Consider the following 20,128-nt stretch of genomic DNA (forward strand, 5'->3'; position numbering starts at 1 on the left):
CGCAGGATGAATTGCCGCTCGTCACGCAACGCTTTTTCCGCGGCCGCCACAAGAGCGCGTCAGGCAGCGGTCTCGGGCTGGCCATAGTTGATCTGGCGATCAGACGGAGCGGCTCGACGCTGAGACTGCGCAACAGAGGCGACAGCCAAGGGCTACGTGCTGAGATCACAATCCAAACACCCGATGCCTTTTCCATGGTTTGCCTTAGCGCCTTTCAATAGCCTCTCAGAATACAGAACTGCGCCTGATCGGTTCTTCGTTTCGGTGCTGTCAAATCGCATAGCGTACGGTTGTCGTGCTGAAAACGATGGTTTCACCCCTTCCAAAATTCGTGAAATTCACAAAGTGGCGTAGCCCATTGCACGCATTTTACGATTGCAACTCCGCGAAGCTGGCGAACACCAAGTTTGACGGACATAACGTCCGGGCGCATCTTCGATCGGAGGAAAGGCGGCAGCGCCCATCGGCCGTGGAGTGATCCTTTCCCCCGAATGCTGATCCAGCCAGTCGCTCCAGGCCAGCCACCATGACCCCTCGCGCAGCTCGGCGACTTTCAGCCAGGCGTCTGGGCTGATGTAGCGACCGCCCGCCTCGCGGCGATGAATGCGGAAGTGGCGACGCGGATGGCCCGGTTCGCAGACGATGCCGGCGTTATGGCCACCACAGGTCAGCACAAAGGTCAACTCGCCGTCGTTTAACAGGTGTAGTCGATGCACCGAACGCCAAGGCGCAATGTGATCGGCCTCTGTCCCAACCATGAAAATCGGCAGGGGAATGTCGGGCAGCGCCACCGGCTCGCCGCCCACCAAAAAGCGCCCTTCCGCGAGGTCATTATTGAGGAACAGGTAACGTAAATATTGTTCATGCATACGCGCGGGCAGACGTGTGCCGTCTGCGTTCCAGGCCATCAAATCGCTCTGACGGTCGGGTTCGCCAAGCAGATAATCATGGATCGCATGCGACCACATCAGGTCGTTCGCCCGGCAGGTCGAGATCGAGCAAAATCTCTGCGCTCACGCGCAACGCGCCAGCGCCGACAGGTCGGGCGCGCTCCCCGTCGAGGCGATCCGCGACGCCATGCGCGCCGCCAGCAAGGACGACGACATCGCCTTCACCGAAGAGCAGACCGCGGCCATCTACGCGATGGGACGCGGAAGCCGCCTCACACTGCTCACTGGCGTCGCCGGCTCCGGCAAGACCACGCTGTTGCGCCCGCTCGTCTCCGCCTGGAAAGCGGATGGACGCAGAATCGTCGGCGTCTCCACCGCCTGGAGGCAGGCGGACGCCCTCAAGGACGCCGACATCGCCGAGACCTCCGCCCTGCATCCGTTCCTGAAGGCTATCGAGCGGGGAGAATTTTGTCCCGACCGCAAGACGGTGCTCGTGATCGACGAAGTCAGCCAGATCGGCCCGCAACCCATGCTGAAACTGCTCGAGCTGCAGGCCGCCACCGGCATGACCATCAAGATGCTGGGCGACCGGGAATAGTGTCAATCGATCGAGGCGGGCGATACGATCGAGCTGTTGCGCCGCGTCTTGCCGAAATCGGCCTTGCCGGAAATCCTCTCGGCCGTGAGGCAGATCGATCGGCGCGATCGCGAAATCGCTTTGCTCTTCCGCGAGGGACGCGCCCAGGAAGCGCTCGACATGAAACGCCAGGACGCGGAACCGCGCGCCTCCGCGACGGCGATTACGATCAGGTCGTCGGGCAGATCGCCGACTTCTACATCGAGCGAACCGCCAATCTGCGAACGATCGACAAGGCTCTCGGCGTCACGATCACGACGCTCACCAATGCGGAGGCGGACGACGTCAGCCAAGCCATCCGCGTGCGCCTCAAACAGAGAGGACTGATCGGCGGCGACGAAACGATCCACAAAGCCGTCTACTACAGAGGCGACAAGGCGGAGTTTTTCGATCTGCCCATCGCCACTGGCGACAAGCTGCGCCTCTACCGCCGCACCTTTGCGACGTTCGACGGCCGCGGCGCCGCCATCGGCAACAATGTCGACGTCGTCCTCCTTCCGCCAGATGGTTGGCGCCCGCTCCCGCGACGCTGCGAAAGCTACGCCCCCCCTTTTTTGAAGACGAGCAGCCAATGGCGTTTCCGACATCGGCCTGACGCCACGACCTCCCGTCGGGCGCAGGCCATTTTGCACGTTGAATCGACGCGCATTTCACGCCCTCGTTTGGCGCTAAGGACCATGGGTTGACAATAATACGTTCGTACGTATTATTCCGTCATGCCAAAGCCCTCTCTTCGCGACGCCATTCTGGATGCTGGCCTCAAGGTTATGTTCGGCGCCGGTTATAACGGCGCCAGCGTGCGTGACATTGCCGCTGCTGCAGGCGCGCCGCAGGGGTCGTTCACCAATCACTTCCGATCCAAGGAAGCTTTCGCCTGCGAGGTGCTCGACCGCTATTTCGCGCATGTGAGGCGGCTTGTCGCCGAGGCGCTCGACGATGCGAGTCTATCGCCGCGCGCGCGTCTGCGACGCTATCTCGATATTATCACCGATCGGCTAGAGGGCGACGCCTGGAGCCGCGGCTGTCTGATCGGCGATCTCAGTCTCGAAGCTTCCGCGAGCAGCGAGACGCTGCGGACGCGCCTTGCGGCGATTTTCGAGGAATGGCGGACGCCCTTTGCCGCCTGCATCGCCGCGGCGCAGGAGAAAGGCGAAATCGCCTCGGATTTCGACGCGACGGAACTCGCTGAATTCCTGCTTGCCTCTTGGCAGGGCGCCATTTTGCGCATGAAGGTCGAGCGCAGTCCGGCGGCGCTCGAGCGCTTCAAGACGATCTTCTTCCAAACCGTCTTCAAGGAGCCGTCATGAACACACGCCCGGAAATCGTCAACCGACGCCTTCGCACGCTCGACTCGACAATCGCCTATCGGGAAGGAGGCGAGCCGGACGCGCCTGTCGCCTTGCTTCTCCATGGCAATCCTACGTCGTCCTATATCTGGCGAAACATTTTGCCGCTTGTCGCGCCAGTCGCGCATGTGATCGCGCCGGATATGATCGGCTTCGGTCAGTCGGGAAAACCGGACATCGGCTATCGATTCGCCGATCATGTTCGTTATCTCGACGCGTTTATCGATGAGCTGCGGATCGCTTCGGCCTATCTCGTCGCGCAGGACTGGGGCACGGCGCTCGCATTCCACTTGGCTGCGCGGCGGCCGGACTTTGTGCGTGGTCTCGTCTTCATGGAATTCATCCGGCCGATGGCGAATTGGGACGAGTTCCACCAGACGCCCGCCGCGCGCGAAACATTCAGGAAGTTCAGAACGCCGGGCGAAGGCGAAAAGATGGTTCTCGACGGTAACGCCTTCATCGAGCGCGTGCTGCCGGGATCGATCGTGAGAACGCTGAGCGAAGAAGAGATGGACGCCTATCGCGCGCCCTTCCCGACTGCTGAAAGTCGCCGTCCGATACTCGCTCTGCCACGCGAACTACCGATCATGGGCGAACCAGGAGACGTCTGGCGAACGCTTGCCGCCGCGCACCTGGCTCTAGCAGCGTCGACCTATCCAAAGCTTTTGTTGTTTGGCGAACCGGGCGCGCTTGTGACGCCCGCCTTCGCCGAAAGCTTCGCCGTGACGTTGAAAGGATGTCGTGCGCTCAATCTTGGTCGGGGTTTGCATTACCTTCAGGAAGATCAACCGTCCTCGATCGGGCATGCAATCAGCGGCTGGATCGCGGGAATTGAAACGGCGGCGCGCGCCGAATTGCGCGCCGCGTGATCGCAAAATGTGATGCCCCAATATCCGAGTCTTACCGCGCTTCCGGCAATATCTTCAGACGCTGCGTTATCTCGACGATACGCTCGTTAAAGTGTTGCGGCTCATCGAAAGGAATATCGTGCGCGGATTGTTCGAACCAGATGATTTCTTTTTGTGGCGCTTGCAGGGTTTGAAAATACTCAGCCGCCAGATTGGCGTCGACATGGCGGTCATGGCGGCCAAGAAAGACGACGATCGGCGTCTGGAAGCTGGCGACCTCGCGGCGCATGTCAAAGGCGAGCAACTCCTGGTGCATGGCTTCCAGTGAACGACGGTTGCCCTGCACGATGCGGAATAGCTCCCAGGGCGTGACGAGCCCGTTGAGCATCGAGCGCGCGACGATCGCCGCGTGGTTGTGCGTTTGAAACTCGACGCCGCGGTAACGCTCGGTGACGCGCTGGAGGCGCATCATCGGCCCAGGCGTCAAATAAGGCGGCGGTCCGATCTCGCGCAGATCGCGCAGAACGTCTTCGTCGCCGCGCCTTGTTGCTTCCTGCAAATCATAGGCATATTCGCGTCTGTGCTGTTCACTGAAGGAAATGACCGGCGCCACGGCAATAAGACCAGAAATCTTGTCGGGATGAGCCTTCGCGTAAAGCATACCAAGGGCCGCGCCCCAGGAATGACCGACTAGCAGAATGCGATTGCGGCCAGGTCGCCGCCGCAGATGCTCGATGAGCCGGTCAAGATCCGTGACATGTTGAGCGATAGTGAGTGACGCCGCGGGCGCATCGGGATCGAATGACCGCCCCGCGCCACGCTGATCGTAATAGACGACGAGGAAGCGACGTTCGAGATCGCTGTTGAAATAGCGAAACAGCGGTCGCTCCGTCCCGCCGGGGCCGCCGTGAAGCCAAACTAGAAGCGGCGCATCCGCCCTGTCGCCACGTGTTTCGACATAGAGCCGCGCGCAGTCAATGTCGACAAATTCAGACGCTGCAATCGGTCCGCTCGAATCGGTTGATGACTCCTCTCCTGCGCCCGCGCCCGCAGCAGTCAAAGCGCAAAGACAGGCTGCGAACGCCAAGCCGGCGCATGCCTTGCATAATATATTGACCGGGTTCATCGCTGCATCTTTGCTGGAGAAGGAAAGTGCCTATTGTGTCGGGCCGTCAGGCGGCGAAGGGATCATAGCTTCCAAAATTCCATACGTTGCCCTCGCTGTCCCAGACATCATAGGCGCGCCCGGGATAGCCCTGATTGTCATATGGCTCTCTGATGATGCGCGCGCCGGCGGCCCTGGCGCGCGCTGCGTGCGCGTCCGGATCGTCGATCACCGCGCAGACGCACATCGTGATCCCGCCCGCCTCCTCGGGCGTCTTCCACTTGAATAGGTCTTTCGTGTCGCTGCGCCGATCGCTGCCGAGCATGATCATATTGCCGTCGAGCATGAGCTGCGCGTGATGCACGATCTTCGGGTCAGCTTCATCGACGTAAACCGCATGGCGCTCGAAGCCGAAAGCAGTGCAAAGGAATTCGATCGCGGCCGGCGCGTCCTTATAGCGAAGGCAGGGAATGAGGGCGTGACGAGGCATTGCGTTCCTCCTTTCGAGACAATCCATTTAGCGAAGCGCGGTTCTTCCATGCTCGGGCGAAATTCCGATCCTTACGAGCGCCGCGCCGTTGGCCATCACAGTTTCTGTAACAGAGCGCTATGACAGCGCTTTAGAGATATACGATTGGCGACCTTCAGGTCATGTGCTGCGGCGGCGGCAAGTTGTTCGTTGAACTCCGTTTCACCGACATGACCGGACGGTTCGGCGAGCAGCAGCGCGGCGCCTCTTTTCATGGCGCGCGATGCCTCGGCGAAAAAGTTGTCGGTCGAAGGCGTTTCGTGAACGACGGCGAAAGCGAATGTGAAATCGATCGCTCGATCGAGATCATCGAGGTTCATCGATTCGTCGTGCGCCACACGTGCGTCGATACGGTCGAAGAGGCCCGCCTTTCTCGCGCGGCGCTTCAAACCCTCGATCATTTGAGGCTGAACGTCCACCGCGACAACGCGCCCTGAAGGGCCAACGAGGCGAGCGATTTCAAGCGTGAAAAAGCCAACGCCGGGACCGGGCTCAAGCACGGTCATCCCGGCGCGGACATAGGGCGAAAGAATGTGGACCGGATCCTGCAGAAACTTACGGACGGGACTTGCGAGCAAATAGCCGATCCACCATGGGCAAACGGGGTGTTTCGCCATGACCGCCTCCAATGTTGCGGAATTTCGAACGGCGACATCACAAGGCGCGCGCCGCTCATCTTTCCTGATGCGCCGAGACAGGCTCATCGAGCAGAACGCGCAGGTAAGCGACATGCATCGCGAAGGCGCGCCGCCCGGCGCTCGTCGCCCGGACACGGGTTTGCGGCTTCTTGCCGACAAACTGTTTGTCGATCGCGACGTATCCGGCCTGCGCAAGCGTTTCGAGATGCGCCCCCAAATTGCCGTCAGTCGCCTGGGCCAGCGCCCGCAGCCGGGTGAATTCGAGCCAACTCTTCGGCTCCATCACGTTGAGGGCGGCCATGATGCGCAGGCGGGTGGATTGATGGATGATTTCGTTGGGCTTCATCACTCGCCGGCGCCAAGACGATCGAGCCACAAGCCGCCAAGCACGAAGCCAAAGGCGTAGATCGCGCCAATCCAGAGATGCAGCCAGGGGCCAGCGAAAAAGAAGGCGGTGAAGCTCAACACTGTGCCTATAAGACCGCAAACGGCGAAGAGCGGGCCCCGCCAGAGGCCTGCCACGGCATATCCCATCATCATCAGCGTTGACCAAAAGACCGCGAGGCGGTCATGTCCCGCCGGAGCGAGCAGATGCGACCAGGCGACGCCATAGGCGCCGAGGACGAAGAAACTTGCAATGATTTCCCAACCCGTGCGATCAAGCGCCCCATCGCGCGCGCGACGCAACGCAATCACGCAAGTTCCGACAAGTCCGATAGCGTCGACGCCATACCAGATGACCTCGGATCGGTCCGAGAATATTTGATTCAGTCCTGCGCCGATTGCGACCAGAGCGCCCCAGAGGATGAGGAAAGCGCTGGCGCGACGATACGCGACCGCCGCCCTGGTTCGCCGCTCGACAACAACAATCTCTGCAAGCGCGTCTGTCGCCTGCCCACGGGCGTCTTCCATGGCTGTCTCCTGTTGACAGAGGACTCTGTATCACAGAGTAGCGAGGTCGACAACCTTCAAAGCGCCCGCTTCGGGGCTCTGCGCGCAATGAATGCATGTGTTCCTGGCACGCCATGTTCGGCGTCGCTGGTTTGCCGGTTGCCGCCTAAAAGAACGACCGCGATCTTCTCGCCTTATCGCACTTTGATTGGCTTGGCGTTCGCGCCCGCTATCGGCGGAGCCTTCGCTTTCGCGCTCGCAGGCGCTTTTCTCTTCGGTTTGCTCTGGTTGTAGTCGATAGCGGCGAGGACGAGCTTTTCTAATGCACGTTCATTGATTTTATCGCCCTCGAAAAAATCGATCGCTCGTCTCGCATTGCCTTCGAGGCCTGCATTGAAGAGCTTGTGGGGATCTGAGAGGCTCGCCCCATGAGCGAAGGTAAGCTTCACCTTCCCTTTGTGGGCGTCGGCGAAGGCGACAATTCCGTCGCGCGACCATGCCGGGCTTCCCATCCATTTCCATTCCTCGACGATCTCCCGGTCAGCTTCGAGGATGATTTTGCGAATGCTCGCCAATGTTTTGCCGCGCCAGTCCGTGAGATCTGCGATCAGCCGATCGATGTGCTCCGACGGAATCATTGGATCACCACCCTCGAATTTCTTGCCCCCGATCGGTCATAGGAAAATCAGTCGCATGATCGTCGTGCGATACGACAAGCTCATCCCGCTGTTTCCCCAATGCGCTTTATCCTGCCGCCATACGCGGATACCGACGCTAAAACGCCCTAACAGCGCCTGGCGTTGAATTGCGCCGGCAGACTTCAACCTATCCGCGCCAATACCTGCTCGAGGCCGCTGAGCATTTTTTGCCACCCGTAATTCGCGCCTCGGAAAAAGTCTTCGTCTTCGGGCCGGAAGCCGGTTTGCTCCATTCGCAAGAGGACGCCTGACTTTGTCGGCGTCAGCGGCATGCCATTCGCCGCGTCCGCATCGGATGAATTCCAGCTGTATGAAAGTCGTTTGTGAGGTTCGACCGTCAGAACCTGACAATCCACAACGCCGTTCCATTGGGTCCCGGCGTGGACCGGAAATTGAAACGATGACCCGCGATGAGTTGAAAATCATTCTTTTAGGCCCCAATCGGACGTCTGATGTTGAGCGCAAAGCAGATCCGCCCGGCCCTCCTGCCCCAGGCGCCGCGCTTTCCGCTCTTATCCCCGTCGATAAGTCGACGCAGACGCGCTCCGCCGCAACCTTGCGCTTTCTCCGGCATATAGACGGATCATCCGCCGGCACGAACGCAGATCGACGATAGGCGGACATCCGAAATGCTTCGTGCGCTCGACGGACATCTCGCCAACGCGTCCTATCGCGACATCGCACAGCAATTATTCGGTCAGGAACGACTGACTCGTGAACCTTGGAAGACCTCCTCGCTGCGCGCCATGACGATTCGTCTTGTGAAAGGCGGAATAGCACTCATGCGCGGTGGTTATCGCAAGCTGGACGCCTCCAAAAACCTCTGGCCAAATCGGCGTTGAGTTGATTCACTTGGTCATGTCGCAAGGGGACCGCGGCTATGGCGAAGGGAACGCCCGGATTTTTCGACGTCGACGAACGGCTGGCGGAGCTGTCGGCCAAGGGCGACGACCTTGAGCGCGTGAAGGCGCTGGTCGATTTTGAGATGTTCCGGGCGGCGCTGGAGGCGGCAGTGCCGCGTGCCGATCGCTCCAAGGGTGGGCGTCCGCCGTTCGATCATGTGTTCATGTTCAAGGTGCTGATCCTGCAAGCAATGCATTCGCTGTCGGACGAGCGCTGCGAATATCTGATCAAGGACCGCCTGTCGTTCATGCGCTTTCTCGGATTGGGTTTGGCAGACGCGGTTCCCGACGCCAATACGATCTGGACATTCCGCGAGGCGCTGAAGAAGGCGAATGCGGCCGACGTCTTGTTCGAGCAGTTTGACGCAGCGCTGCGCGAGGCCGGCTTTCTCGCGATGTCGGGCCAGATCGTCGACGCCACGATTGTCGCCGCGCCCAAGCAGCGCAATACGAACGGCGAGAAGCAGGCGATCAAGGAAGGCCGCATTCCAGAGGGCTGGAAGGACAAGCCGGCGAAGCTCGCGCAGAAAGATCGCGATGCGCGCTGGACGGTCAAATACACGAAAGCCAAAGTGCGGGAGGATGGCTCGGTTCCGCCGGTCGATCTCGCCATCCCCGCCTTCGGATACAAGAACCATGTGTCGATCGACCGGGCGCATGGGCTGATCCGCAAATGGACGGCGACACACTCCGCCGCGCATGACGGCGCAAGGCTCGAGGATGTTCTCGACCGCGCCAACACAGCGAGCCAAGTCTATGCAGATACGGCGTATCGCTCGGCGAAGAATGAAGCGATGCTGTCGCGGCGCGGCTTCGTCTCGCGCATTCATCGCAAGAAGCCCAAGGGCAAGGCGATGCCGGAGCGCACGCGCTTCGCCAATGCGCAGAAGTCGAAAGTGCGTAGCGCCGTCGAGCATGTGTTCGCGCATCAGAAGGGGCTGATGGGCCTGTTCGTTCGAACCATCGGCCTGGCGCGGGCGCGGCTCAAGATCGGGCTCGCCAATCTCGCCTACAACATGCGCCGCTTCGTCTGGCTGCACGAGCGAGGCGCACCCGCGTAAGGAATATGAGCGACGGGAATGCCGCCGCTCACCAAGCAAGGACGCACAGGACGCAGCAAGGCCATATGTCACCCTGCGCGAAGACGTCGGTCCGCGTCATGCCGCGCTTTCGACCCCAGAAAACAGGGTTATTGGAGGCGTCCAGCTTCTGACAAAATAGCCGATCCGCTGGCGGATAATTCCGCTCGGCCGATCGCCGCGCCCTCGACATCGGAGCTGACCACACGCCGTACGAGTTCATCTGCAAGCTCTAGACATGATATTTGACAATCCGACAGGCCGTCATTCAGGTCGCCGATAAGGAAGTGCAGCGACTCGCCCCACGAGGTGGCGCGGAAGTGTACGACTGGCAAGATAGGCTAGACCGTTTCCCAAGCCAGGTACCGTCATGCGACGCTGCCTCACCAGTGCTTCGACCGCCAATGCCGCGCAGCGATCCGCGTCCATCAGCCCCATCCGCCCCCACCGCAGATCGCTATGGGCCGCCATAGCCGTATCAATGCCGCCTGGTACGAATGTGCCGACACTCACGCCCGCCCCTCTCAGTTCGACGGAAAGTGCCTGAATGAGCGTGGTGATATAGGCCTTCGAGGCACCGTAAACCGCTTGATAAGGCAGCGAAGTCTCGGCTCCTAAACTGGAGATTGCGAGAATTGCCGTCTCGGATCGACGGCGTTTGAAGATGTTCACGATGCACGCCAGTAGGTCTGTGAAACCGAGAACGTTGGTCTCGATCAAACTATGATAGTCTGAGATCTTATTTACATCGAACTGACCAACGCTGGTCACCCCTGCCGCGAGCAAGGCCGCTATCGCATCGAGCTCCTCAACCTTGGCAGCGATCCGTGCTCGCCCGTCTTCCGTGCTTTGGTCAGCCGCGACGACCTCGCTGACGACTCCGAAACGGGATGCGAGTTCGGATTGTAAGTCGAGCAGAGCGCTCATACGTCTGCCGACCAAAATGGGTTTGCCTCCGTAAGAACCCGCGAGGCACAAGGCCGCTGCCCTCCCCAACCCCGACGAGTCACCAGTGACAACAACCCACGATCCAGCGATAGACAGGGTCGACACTTTTTTCCCTCTCTCGGATAGGTCCTGGCCTCAGCTCAACGAACCGCAGGGAACTATTTCACACCTTTACGAAAGCCAATTGAATTCTCGAAATCGCCTCGAGCGCATTTTGAAACACATTCCGCGATGCCCCGACTTTCCCTTCCTGAAAGACTGCGAAGCAATCGCCGTCGCGCTGCACTTCATGAAATACGTTCGACCCAGTCAGCGATTCTCTCCACGCTTCTTTCCGCCTCGATAAGTTGCGAAAACCGCTTTGCGTTATCGGAATAGGTTCCTGAGATTAGCTCTTGTAGCGCCTTGGTGACTCGCTGCTCAGTATAGTTTCGAAGTGGTATGGTAAAACCGAGGCCGAGCCGGCTAATGCGTTCGCCGTGATCGACCTGATCCCCGAAGAACGGAACAACGATTTGCGGTTTTCCTGCGTATAAGGCTTCCGCCGTCGTACCTATTCCGCCATGGTGAACAATGCAAAGACCTTTCGGAAACAATAGCGCGTGCGGCGCGCTCTCGCAAACGTATGCAGTCGAGCCTGCGAAAGACACTAGACGAGCAGCGTTACCCACGCCCGCCAACAGAACAGCTCGCAGGCCGAGATCGCGCACTGCGCGAATGCTCCGATCAAAAAAATCAGCAGAAATTTCTGGCAAAAAAGACCCCAAAGTGAAAATAACGGGTGGAGGCCCCGCCGATAAAAATGAATGCAACGCGCCGCTCATGGTACGCCGCTCAATGCTCAAGGGCTTGCAAAAAGGAAACCCGATTACCTCTAAATTTTTGGGTTGGTCAGGCTGCGCAGGTGCGAAATGCGGCGAGAACAAGCCGAAATATGCCTTCGCCTTATTCTCCCCTCCGAAATCAAGGAAAAAATCCTCGCGCGTCGGCGGAAGGCCGATTTCTTTGCGAAATCTTCGTAAGCGTCCCATGCGCATGTTGACGCTTAAACGCACGAATGCCCTGACCATCTGATTATAACATAAGGTCGCGGAGGACTTTGGCTCCGCGAAATATGGGGCGGGCGGCGTAACCGAAGGCGCCACCGCCGACTGAAGAAAGATGGGCGCGAGCGCGATACGGGCGTAGGGCAGACCACTTTTTTCGGCGGCTTGATGCGCGCCGAGCAGAAAATTATGAGCTAAAATAATGTGAGCGCCCGCGCATGCGCGGAGCACATCCTCATAGGTTTCACGCAAAAAACGGAGGTATATCTCGTCCAAAATGAAATGCGGATTTTTCAGCATTAACCGGTATAGCCCGCGATGGTCGACACCAAGCGCAGCAGTAATATCCTTGTCGTCGGGGCGCATCGCCGAAAAGGCAACGCCTTCGCTGCGAATCGTTTTCGCATAGATTTCAGGAGCGGCTATTATTGGCTCGAAGCCCCGCGCCTGCAACGCCAGAGCGACTGCGATAAAGGGATAAATATCCCCAAGCGTGCCGAAAGTCGCGAGAACGATTTGCTTCGTCATGGTCGCCATTTTCTTCTGCGAGCGGGCGCAACCTTTGAGAATATTCCGTGCCTATCCGGTTAAGGCATACACCCACTAGATGTAGGGTGTCGCCACTCTCCTGAATAAAGCGCGTCGAATGTCGGCGCGTCGACTTCACCGGCGATCCCGAGCAACGAGCGAAAAGCGTTGAAGGGGTAGAAGCGCCGATTGAAGCGGAAGGTGAACTCGTTGAGGTAGGCTTGCAGATGCTTCGCGCTGACGCCGTGATGAGTGCTGCTGAGCCAGGTCTTCAAGTTCGAGAAGACGAGATGGATGATGGGCAGAAATTCTTCGGAGACTTCCGGATCGCCGCACTCGGCGATGGCGTGATGGTCGTAGCCGCGCTTTCGCAGGCTGGCGTAGGCGCTCCAATCGTCCGTCACCGTGAGCGTTCCCGGCTCGACGGCGCTTTCGACGAAGCCGCAGAGCTGTTCCGCGCTCCGGTCCGACACGACAGCCAGCCGCGCACGCCCGGCGTAGCGTCCATCCTTGCGCCTCGCAAGGGATTCACAACCGACTCTTTCGACTCAACTTCTTTAAGGATCGGCTCTAAGGGTGGCGGAAAAGATGGCCTCCCGCTCGATAGAACGGGAAGCCATCGACCGCCATGAAACATAGATATGCTGCGCTGCAACCGAAAGGGCGTCAAGTCAAATTTTTGCGCTGCCAGTCGCTCTCAACCCGTAGATTACCGTTATATTACAAAAAGATGGTTTCCCGCTCGATTGAACGGAAGCCATCAGTCAAGGAGGGAGAAACTAGTTTATGAGCATTACCAGGGTGCACTGCACCACGTACCGCGTCGAGGCCGAAACCTTCGAACGTTCCGACGTTGCGCGTCTTTCCTCGCAAAAAGAACCCCACGAACGCTGGCAGGGTCGAAGGCTCGATCGCAGCCTTTTCCGGCAGTAAAAGAAGGTAGACGCGCATCTCAGCGTGCTGCTAGCGTTGCAATCCTGTCGCAGAGCACGGGGGTACTGGTGGTTGTAGTCTTTGAGTTTTTTCGCGAATCGCCTGACAACGAGCGCATAACACTCGCGACCGAAAAGAGAAATATCCAAACGGCTGACGCCGCCGTGTCCTACGCGCGCGGCGCCCTAAACAATGTTTTGTTTCACGGAAAAATGGCCGACGGCTGCTCAATCAGAAACCAAAAAGGGTTACTGATTTGCGAGGTGCGAAGCGACGCTCGCCGGCAACAAAGAGCGAGGGAAAAGTTTTCGAACTTCTGATGTTGCCGCCTGTCAATCCCATTTCGCGGCGGCATTGTCGACGATCGGACAATGCGAATCACCGACCCCCTATGCCGTGCGTTTCCCCGGGATTCTTAGGACGTCGCCCTCATACCTCCATGAGGCGATGACTTTCGCCCTAATATCATTCGCTGCTTCGCTGACACATTTTTCAAAGTGTGCGCTCGCAGCGCCTTCGTGATTCTTATTGAGCACATCATATACGCACCGTTCACAACTCGTCAGATACGCGAGGGCCAATGGCGGAATGGAGTCAATATTCTCTAGATTGGCAACCTCTTGCCATTCTCGTTCGAACAATCGGCGCGCAAAACCCGGCAATGCTTCTGAAACGTATGACCTGAAGCGTTCCCGGAGCTTTCTCGCCGCGTCCTCAAAATGCTCGACGGCTTCGTGGTGCGGCGGCACTGAAACTGGATGTGGGTTCATAATGCGCTCCCATGTGGGGCACGACGCAATGTCGGGACTTGAAACAATTATCCAGAAAACGTTTCTAGCTTAAAAGAAACGGGCACACAAGCTTATGTAAAATACAATACACACCGGCATTGCAGGACTGTTAGATCATGCCCGAACCATTTTCGCAAATCAGTGCTCGTGGCGATTTCCTTCGCCCATTTGGCGATCACCGCATCCGCTTTTTTGAGGCCGCGCGGCCATAGGCGCTCAACCAGCACGCGAACCCCGTCTTCGTCCGAGGGGCGTTCATAGGCCCGTTTCAGCTTGATGCGATTTGCAGTGATCCTTGCGGGCATTTTTCGTGCTCCAGATGAGAGAAAGCCGCTGCGCTGTCTCGACGCTCAAAAAGCGCCCGGCTCGGTAATGCACGTCGAACCATGACGTATCTCGCGCAGGCGCGGCTTTCAGGTGAGCCGTTCGGCATAGGCGCTGGAACCTTTCGAACATTCGCGCTCCTCCTCCCTGCCAGCGACGGTCTCGCGATTGAGCCGGGCGACGAGGAATGGCGACGGCTTGAAGGTTAGAACCCTGCGCGGTGTGATCGGCGCTTCGACACCAGTCCTGGGGTTGCGCCCGATCCGCCCGCGCTTCGCGCGGATGTTGAAACTGCCGAAGCCGCGCAATTGCACGGGTTCGCCCTGCGCCAGCGCCGCGCATATCTCGTCGATAACCGCCTCGCATATTTCGCTAGCCTCCGCGCGCGACAGCCCCGCGCGGCAGTTGTAGACAGCTTCCCGCAGTCCAACGCGCGTCAAGGCGCGGCCATTTCCCTGTTTCGCCTGCCGCATCTTTCTTCCTTCCTCGGGCCGCTTATAATGCGCACAGGTCCCATTCGCAAAGGCGCGCAGCGCACCGACGCATCGTTCTTTTTTGAGGGTCAGAATCCACGCTTTCGCCCTATTTTCTCGATGATTCCGCGTGGTGCATTTTTCTTAAATTTGCACCAAGTTGACCAGTCCCGACACCAGCCGATTGCTTTTACGGCCAGGCAAAGTAAATCTGCTGCTGATGACTTCGCTCGCTTTCCCCGCCCTTACTTGCTGGTGGCGCTCCTTCTAAGGAGCGGCCCGTCGTCATCATGCAACGACCGATGCCGCCGTCTTTGGCAGGCACGGTTTCCCCGAGCGTCTGACATTGCGGCGGCTCCTTCAAGGAGAACCAATGTCCACGACGCCCCTGACCAACGAAAGCCCTGTCATCCTGACCGGCGATCGCACGACTGGTCCACTTCATCTCGGCCATTATGTCGGATCGCTCCGCAATCGCGTCACGCTCCAGCATAATCATCGCCAATATCTTCTCCTCGCCGACGCCCAAGCCCTCACCGACAACGCCCACGACCCGGCCAAGGTCCGACGCAACGTGCTTGAAGTCGCGCTGGATTATCTCGCTGTCGGCATTGATCCGAGCGTCACGATCATCTGCGTCCAATCCGCGCTGCCCGCGCTGGCCGAGTTGACTATGCTTTACTTGAACTTCGTCACCGTCGCGCGCCTTGAACGAAATCCGACGATCAAGGACGAAATCCAAGCCCGTGGCTTCGGCCGCGACATTCCGGCGGGTTTTCTGTGCTATCCGGCAGCCCAAGCAGCCGATATTACCGCCTTCAAGGCAACCATGGTGCCTGTTGGAGAAGACCAGGCTCCAATCATCGAACAGACAAACGAGATCGTCCGTCTCATCAACCGGCAAGTCGGCCACGCTATATTCCCCGAGGCGCGCGCCTTGATTCCAACTGTAGGGCGCCTTCCAGGCTCCGATGGAAAGGCCAAGATGAGCAAGTCCCAAGGAAATGCCATTCCCTTATCTGCATCAGATGCGGAGATTACTGACGCGGTTGCATCGAATGTACACTGACCCGGATCATATTCGGGCGAGCGATCGGGGCCGTGCCGATGGAAATGTGGTGTTCACAAACCTGGACGCGTTCGATAGCGACCGTGACGCGGTGGCCGACCTTAAGGCTCACTATCGCCGTGGCGGTCTCGGCGACATGACGGTTAAGTGCCGCCTCGCGACCGTGCTACGCGAAGTCATCGGACCAATTCGCGAACGCCGTAAAGCGCTGGAACGCGATCCAGGCTACGTGCTGGACATCCTGCGCAGCGGGACTGCTCATGCTCGCGATCTGACGACAGCCACCCAAGCCGAGGTTCACGCCGCCTTGGGCTTATTTACATTTTGAGGCAAGTCAATGAACGCGAACAAGGTGAAATTGCCCGTTACGATACGCGGCACGCTGATCGCTAAAGCTGGGCGGGTGGCCCAAGCCTGCGTAGCGCGCGAAGCGTCCCGATCTTCGCATCGCTTGCCTCAGGGTTACGACGAGCGCGGAACTGGGCGCTGACGGGCACAAGCTGGTTCATGTGTTGGCCTTCTTCGCCAGCGCCTTTTCCAGCTTCGCAAGATCGTCCTCCAGCTTTTCGATGAGAAGCGGCGTGGAAGCCGCGACCAGTTCAAGCCCCTTGGTCGTCGGCTTCTCGGAAACCGTTTTCAGAAGGTCCTGACCCCGTTGGATGGCCTCCTTAGTTTGCGCGATTGCTGCTTTGAGTTCGTCCTCACTGAGCTTGCCGTAGGCCATGGGGCTTCTCCTCCGACTATATGATAATGGACATCATCATCTATAAGCCCGAGCTGGAACCGTGAAAGGCCGTCCTGTTCGAGTCGGGCGTGATAGCTTCCTCGAACTTGGAGGTGCAGCGGTCGCAGCGGAGATTGTTAAGGGCGCCTTTGATAAGCCGCAGTAAAGTTTACCCAGCTTTGTTGAATATTCGAAGAACCTGCGATAGGAAGCCTCGGCGTAATCTGATTGAATCTGGAGCGTGTTCTCGATTGACTTGGCGCCGAGTAGCTTTTCAAAAACGACGGAGCTCGTCTCGAACGACTCTTTCGAGTATCCGGTCGTTTCTTCGACCATCTCTTGCCAAGTTTTGGCAAGAGAAGAAGGCGGCGTGGACAGCGCCTCGCGTTGTTCCTTGCCGAACTGTTGAAAATCATTGATTCGGGGAGCGGCGGCAAACGCGTCTTCCCTCGACTTCCTTTCGGGCTCGCACAGCGCCGTGACCGCCGATCGGTCGAACAGATCGAACAGCAACAGTCCAGCCAAAAATCCCCCAACGTGCGCTTCCCAGGCGATATGGTTCGAGATTCCGTTCGCTTGTGGAAACAAGCCCGACAGCAACGTCGCGCTAAACCAAAATCCGAGAAAACCAACAGCCGCGCGGTTGGTAAGCATATCTGACAGCGTCGGCGCTCTTGTCTGGCCGTCGGCCGCTCGATGCGTTAGCGCGAGAGTCGATTCTCCGAATGGGCCGCCTGGAGCGAAAACGATTCGCGCACTCGCCGCCGCAGCCGCCGAAACCGCCGCCGACGCGCCGATGACTGGCGCTATGTCGAATGGATGAAAGAGGAAATATGCGAGCGCCCCTGCGATCACTGCGACCGCAAAAAACGCCAAGAAACCGCTTGTGCCGAAACGCCGCGCCACTGGGCTGCCGAAGACCGCTAGAGCGAGACAGTTCGTGGCCAAATGCATCCAGCTGCCGTGCAGCAAGGCGTAAGTAACAAGAGTCCACCACGCCTGCCCGACGCCGCTCCGAAGTTTGATGATGTCGTGTTCGTCAACCCCAGCTGCAGTGGCGCTGGCGAAAGCCCCCATAGCGGCGTCAGGCGCAAAGAGGAACGAGAGACGCGGGGGCACGAACGATAAGGTCGAAAGAGCATCGACGACGACGGGCAACGGCAGCAATGCCGCTGCGAAATGCATCGCCGTCAAAATGCAGACGATGAGCGTGATTGCACTAGGCGGATACAGCGCCTCGCCAAGCGATACGGCGGCGGCTGTACGTCTTGTTGCTGCGACCATGGCTTCGTTCCTTCCGAGATCCGACGCTATCGGATCGAGATCTTGGTGCGGTTGCAGATCGATGAAGTTTGCCGCGACGAATGCGCTTCGCCTAATGTCCACCGAACTCGAGCTTCCGATAGCGACCAAGTCCAGAGTCAAAATCGTCATCATGTACGGAGCTGGTCTGATTGAGCCGGTAGGTCCTCGCACCTTCGTCTAGGGAGTTCGGCGGGCGCGGCAGCAAAGGTCGGATTGGGTGAGCCTGCCGGCGGATCGAGTCGTTCCGCGCACCAACGCCCTCGACGTCGCTTCGTCATGGCCTAGCGAGGTTCTTGATCGTCCCGTCTTCCGTCGGAGCAACGCCTTACCAACGGCAGCGCGCGCAACCAAGTCGGATTGAATTTCGCCGGAGCGAGCTTCAGCCAAGATCAGATGCGCGAGTTCCACGTCGTCTACCTTGGTGGCTCCCATGGGGGTCGCGCGATGGACAAGCGCTTGAGCCTTCCGGAAAGCTTGGAAAAGCTCATTTACGACCAGCGGATCGAAGACACCCTTCGAGGGGTTCCATTTGATCTCACTCATTGGTCCTCCTTCCCGCGCACATGAATGTAGAAATGCCAAGCCATCGATTGCGTACATCACCGGCTCAGCATTTCCCCCTGAACACTGGACGAGGCCGAGCGGGTTACTGCCGGCCTGCTGAATTCGATTATTCTTTGGGCAGATCCCGATTACGTATCGGTCCGTCTTTCCCCCGGCTGCGAATGGCGCGTTTTTGCGGCCAGATAGCCTTGCAGCCCAACTTGCGGGCGCGACTTGGGACGTTTTGCCGTCGCTCCTGCCACACCGCTCCTCAGTCGAGTGGTTCGCCCAAGGAGCCTGATCAGCGCAGGACCACTAGACCATCCGGAGCGCTGTTTCAGTTGACAGGATGTTGGCAATAAAAAATGGCTAAATCATGACATACATTGTAGAAGCTTAACATTCCATGCAATACTTGAGTATTTATTGCCAATCAAATCTGAACTAAAGACGCAATATGACGATTTGGTGACGCTGCTATGTGCGGCTATATCCTAAGGTGAGAAACATTTATTCTCCAACTGAAATATTAATGCTCACATATGTCATTATAATAACATAATAGACTATATTTCTATATCTTGTAACGTTATCAAAAAATGTTGACTTGCTTCTGGCATGACATATTCATAGATATTAAGAAGTATAGAAGCATTGTTGGCATCCATTTTTTCCACTTTACTCACATTTTTTGACTAGGTAATGAGCTTTGAGCAAGATCGAGGCCGTCACATACAAAGTGATCTTCCCCGGAACCTTCTTAGCTGCGGTGATGGAGCCCGGGTCTTCATTGCGGACAGAACGACAAGTCCATGTAAGCCCCGTCCAGCTCACCGGAGCGGCCGAAATGAGGATCGTGCATTTTCGCTCCGTGCGTGGGGCTACCGCGTCCTGGCATGTCCTGATAACCTCCGCGTTGGCCCGCACTAAGACCCCGCCAGAAACGAACTCGCGCCAGCCTTCGGGGTTCCCCTCACGCATAAAAAAAGCTTCCAGCGATTCATCGGTCGGTCTGCTCGGCCCTGCGCCGCGAAGTGACTGCCACCTGGCGCCAAGGCTGCAACCATCGGGAACAACATGAACCCGAGAGCGAGGCCGGCGCCTCCGAACCCTAACTGCCGTCACCGCTGCGTTTCCTGGGTGAGCGCCGCGCCGACGATCTGAGCCAATTGTCGCCGCTCGAGGCCGAGCGCTGCGGCCTCATTACGAAGCGTCTCCATCGGCTCGCGCATGATGCTCGCCGCGGCCCGTTCGATCGCGCGGCCCTGCGGCCATGCTGCTCCGGCGTCTACTTGATCGCGGGATGGCCTCGATGCCGGCGAGACGTTTTTCGATCGCCGGGATCGCCTTGGCGATGACGCCGAGCGTAGGCGCACAAATCGGGCGGGCGCTTGTCATCGAAGGCCGCCGGGAATGGTTTCGACCGCCCGCCGCAACACAGAAACCTCGTCGCGCAGCTCCTCGAACGCAGCCGCGGCGGAATCGGCCTCGTCCTCGCTTTTGTCCTGCTCGTCGTTCACGCCTTTGTTTTTCCTAACGCTAAATTCCCAAGTCACGCTCACGCGTCACGCTGCGGTCGATCGCCGTTCGATGCTTTTCTCCTGCGTCAGCCGGTCGAGCCGCGACCCGCACTCAATGCCGAGCTTACAGGAGCGGGCGCGCATCGCAGATTCCATCTGCGGGTCGCGCTTGATCGCGCCGGCGAGCGCCTTCATCCACCCTTCGATCCGGCCGCATGCACCCTTCGATCCGGCCGCGCGCTTCCTCATTGCTCGAAGCCACGCAACCGCCCGTGTTCCTGTTCGAGCCTCTGCCAGGCGGCAACCGCGCGCTCCGCTCTGACGTTCGGGTCGAGCTGCGCCTGGCGCTCGCGCTCGATGC

At 58.7% G+C, this 20,128-nt stretch carries 23 protein-coding genes and 4 pseudogenes; 8 read left to right on the forward strand and 19 right to left on the reverse strand.

Features of this window, described 5'->3' with window-relative positions; all coding sequences use genetic code 11:
• Positions 1-221 (forward strand): annotated as a pseudogene (locus tag NEI07_RS07300) (hypothetical protein); the annotation flags it as partial.
• Between the two features lie 117 nt (positions 222-338).
• On the opposite strand, the gene NEI07_RS07305 reads toward NEI07_RS07300, so the two are convergent.
• Positions 339-968 carry a class I poly(R)-hydroxyalkanoic acid synthase gene (locus NEI07_RS07305; RefSeq protein ID WP_256033711.1) on the reverse strand — a complete coding sequence of 210 codons (630 nt, stop codon included), beginning with the start codon at positions 966-968 and terminating at the stop codon, positions 339-341.
• 109 nt (positions 969-1,077) lie between these two features.
• Here NEI07_RS07305 and NEI07_RS07310 point away from each other — a divergent pair, with 109 nt between their 5' ends.
• The 4 genes from NEI07_RS07310 to NEI07_RS07325 are packed head-to-tail and all read left to right on the forward strand — an operon-like array spanning position 1,078 to position 3,742.
• The gene (locus tag NEI07_RS07310) at positions 1,078-1,488 is read left to right on the forward strand and encodes an AAA family ATPase (RefSeq protein ID WP_256033712.1); all 411 of its coding nucleotides are present in this window, start codon (positions 1,078-1,080) and stop codon (positions 1,486-1,488) included.
• On the forward strand, positions 1,488-2,213 hold the full coding sequence (locus NEI07_RS07315; protein ID WP_256033713.1) for a hypothetical protein: 726 nt from the start codon (positions 1,488-1,490) through the stop codon (positions 2,211-2,213). The genes NEI07_RS07310 and NEI07_RS07315 overlap by 1 nt, the downstream gene beginning before the upstream one ends.
• A gap of 30 nt (positions 2,214-2,243) precedes the next feature.
• Complete coding sequence (locus NEI07_RS07320) at positions 2,244-2,834, forward strand: TetR/AcrR family transcriptional regulator (RefSeq protein WP_256033715.1); 591 nt, start codon at positions 2,244-2,246, stop codon at positions 2,832-2,834.
• Positions 2,831-3,742 (forward strand): haloalkane dehalogenase, encoded by a 912-nt coding sequence (locus NEI07_RS07325; protein ID WP_256033716.1) that lies wholly within the window; start codon positions 2,831-2,833, stop codon positions 3,740-3,742. The genes NEI07_RS07320 and NEI07_RS07325 overlap by 4 nt, the downstream gene beginning before the upstream one ends.
• Positions 3,743-3,773: 31 nt before the next feature.
• On the opposite strand, the gene NEI07_RS07330 is transcribed toward NEI07_RS07325, so the two are convergent.
• From NEI07_RS07330 to NEI07_RS19705, 7 genes and pseudogenes are all read right to left on the reverse strand, one after another.
• Positions 3,774-4,847 (reverse strand): alpha/beta fold hydrolase, encoded by a 1,074-nt coding sequence (locus tag NEI07_RS07330; protein ID WP_256033718.1) that lies wholly within the window; start codon positions 4,845-4,847, stop codon positions 3,774-3,776.
• A 46-nt stretch (positions 4,848-4,893) separates the two neighbouring features.
• Entirely contained in the window at positions 4,894-5,316 is a 423-nt protein-coding gene (locus NEI07_RS07335; protein WP_256033719.1) for a VOC family protein, read from the reverse strand.
• 95 nt (positions 5,317-5,411) lie between these two features.
• Positions 5,412-5,972, reverse strand: coding sequence for a class I SAM-dependent methyltransferase (locus NEI07_RS07340; protein WP_256033721.1), 561 nt, complete (start codon positions 5,970-5,972; stop codon positions 5,412-5,414).
• Between the two features lie 55 nt (positions 5,973-6,027).
• Positions 6,028-6,339: a winged helix-turn-helix domain-containing protein gene (locus NEI07_RS07345; protein WP_305123652.1), complete on the reverse strand. Its 312-nt coding sequence runs from the start codon at positions 6,337-6,339 to the stop codon at positions 6,028-6,030.
• Positions 6,339-6,905 carry a hypothetical protein gene (locus tag NEI07_RS07350; RefSeq protein ID WP_256033723.1) on the reverse strand — a complete coding sequence of 189 codons (567 nt, stop codon included), beginning with the start codon at positions 6,903-6,905 and terminating at the stop codon, positions 6,339-6,341. Before NEI07_RS07350 ends, NEI07_RS07345 begins: the two co-directional genes overlap by 1 nt.
• Before the next feature lie 173 nt (positions 6,906-7,078).
• Complete coding sequence (locus NEI07_RS07355) at positions 7,079-7,522, reverse strand: DUF1801 domain-containing protein (protein WP_256033724.1); 444 nt, start codon at positions 7,520-7,522, stop codon at positions 7,079-7,081.
• 182 nt (positions 7,523-7,704) lie between these two features.
• Positions 7,705-7,983: pseudogene (locus NEI07_RS19705) on the reverse strand (SRPBCC family protein); the annotation flags it as partial.
• A 204-nt stretch (positions 7,984-8,187) separates the two neighbouring features.
• Between NEI07_RS19705 and NEI07_RS07360 the strand changes: the two are divergent.
• On the forward strand, positions 8,188-8,424 hold the full coding sequence (locus NEI07_RS07360; RefSeq protein ID WP_256033738.1) for a DUF2285 domain-containing protein: 237 nt from the start codon (positions 8,188-8,190) through the stop codon (positions 8,422-8,424).
• Positions 8,425-8,462: 38 nt separating this feature from the next.
• Positions 8,463-9,545 (forward strand): transposase, encoded by a 1,083-nt coding sequence (locus NEI07_RS07365; protein WP_256033725.1) that lies wholly within the window; start codon positions 8,463-8,465, stop codon positions 9,543-9,545.
• Between the two features lie 282 nt (positions 9,546-9,827).
• Here the strand turns inward: NEI07_RS07365 and NEI07_RS07370 are convergent, their stop codons facing one another.
• The 6 genes and pseudogenes from NEI07_RS07370 to NEI07_RS07395 all read right to left on the reverse strand — a co-directional run bounded on the left by NEI07_RS07370 (position 9,828) and on the right by NEI07_RS07395 (position 14,606).
• Positions 9,828-10,616, reverse strand: a complete 789-nt coding sequence (locus tag NEI07_RS07370; protein ID WP_256033726.1) for an SDR family NAD(P)-dependent oxidoreductase — start codon at positions 10,614-10,616, stop codon at positions 9,828-9,830.
• 182 nt (positions 10,617-10,798) lie between these two features.
• Positions 10,799-12,085: a glycosyltransferase gene (locus NEI07_RS07375; protein WP_256033727.1), complete on the reverse strand. Its 1,287-nt coding sequence runs from the start codon at positions 12,083-12,085 to the stop codon at positions 10,799-10,801.
• A gap of 59 nt (positions 12,086-12,144) precedes the next feature.
• Positions 12,145-12,609: pseudogene (locus NEI07_RS07380) on the reverse strand (IS1595 family transposase); the annotation flags it as partial.
• 196 nt (positions 12,610-12,805) lie between these two features.
• Positions 12,806-13,036: a hypothetical protein gene (locus NEI07_RS07385; RefSeq protein WP_256033729.1), complete on the reverse strand. Its 231-nt coding sequence runs from the start codon at positions 13,034-13,036 to the stop codon at positions 12,806-12,808.
• An 844-nt stretch (positions 13,037-13,880) separates the two neighbouring features.
• Complete coding sequence (locus NEI07_RS07390) at positions 13,881-14,114, reverse strand: DUF488 domain-containing protein (protein ID WP_328516964.1); 234 nt, start codon at positions 14,112-14,114, stop codon at positions 13,881-13,883.
• Positions 14,115-14,222: 108 nt separating this feature from the next.
• Positions 14,223-14,606, reverse strand: coding sequence for an integration host factor subunit alpha (locus NEI07_RS07395; protein ID WP_256033731.1), 384 nt, complete (start codon positions 14,604-14,606; stop codon positions 14,223-14,225).
• 373 nt (positions 14,607-14,979) lie between these two features.
• Between NEI07_RS07395 and trpS the strand changes: the two are divergent.
• Positions 14,980-16,003 (forward strand): annotated as a pseudogene (gene trpS, locus NEI07_RS07400) (tryptophan--tRNA ligase).
• 177 nt (positions 16,004-16,180) lie between these two features.
• On the opposite strand, the gene NEI07_RS07405 reads toward trpS, so the two are convergent.
• The 5 genes from NEI07_RS07405 to NEI07_RS07420 all read right to left on the reverse strand — a co-directional run bounded on the left by NEI07_RS07405 (position 16,181) and on the right by NEI07_RS07420 (position 19,962).
• Positions 16,181-16,399, reverse strand: a complete 219-nt coding sequence (locus NEI07_RS07405) for a hypothetical protein (protein ID WP_256033734.1) — start codon at positions 16,397-16,399, stop codon at positions 16,181-16,183.
• Between the two features lie 36 nt (positions 16,400-16,435).
• Complete coding sequence (locus tag NEI07_RS07410) at positions 16,436-17,836, reverse strand: rhomboid family intramembrane serine protease (RefSeq protein WP_256033735.1); 1,401 nt, start codon at positions 17,834-17,836, stop codon at positions 16,436-16,438.
• Positions 17,837-18,925: 1,089 nt separating this feature from the next.
• Positions 18,926-19,228, reverse strand: a complete 303-nt coding sequence (locus tag NEI07_RS19710) for a DUF6118 family protein (RefSeq protein ID WP_407659862.1) — start codon at positions 19,226-19,228, stop codon at positions 18,926-18,928.
• 413 nt (positions 19,229-19,641) lie between these two features.
• Positions 19,642-19,767 (reverse strand): hypothetical protein, encoded by a 126-nt coding sequence (locus NEI07_RS07415; protein WP_256033736.1) that lies wholly within the window; start codon positions 19,765-19,767, stop codon positions 19,642-19,644.
• 45 nt (positions 19,768-19,812) lie between these two features.
• Positions 19,813-19,962 carry a hypothetical protein gene (locus NEI07_RS07420; protein WP_256033737.1) on the reverse strand — a complete coding sequence of 50 codons (150 nt, stop codon included), beginning with the start codon at positions 19,960-19,962 and terminating at the stop codon, positions 19,813-19,815.
• Between the last annotated feature and the right edge of the window lie 166 nt (positions 19,963-20,128).

Source organism: Methylocystis suflitae, assembly GCF_024448135.1.
GTDB classification, from domain to species: Bacteria; Pseudomonadota; Alphaproteobacteria; order Rhizobiales; family Beijerinckiaceae; genus Methylocystis; species Methylocystis suflitae.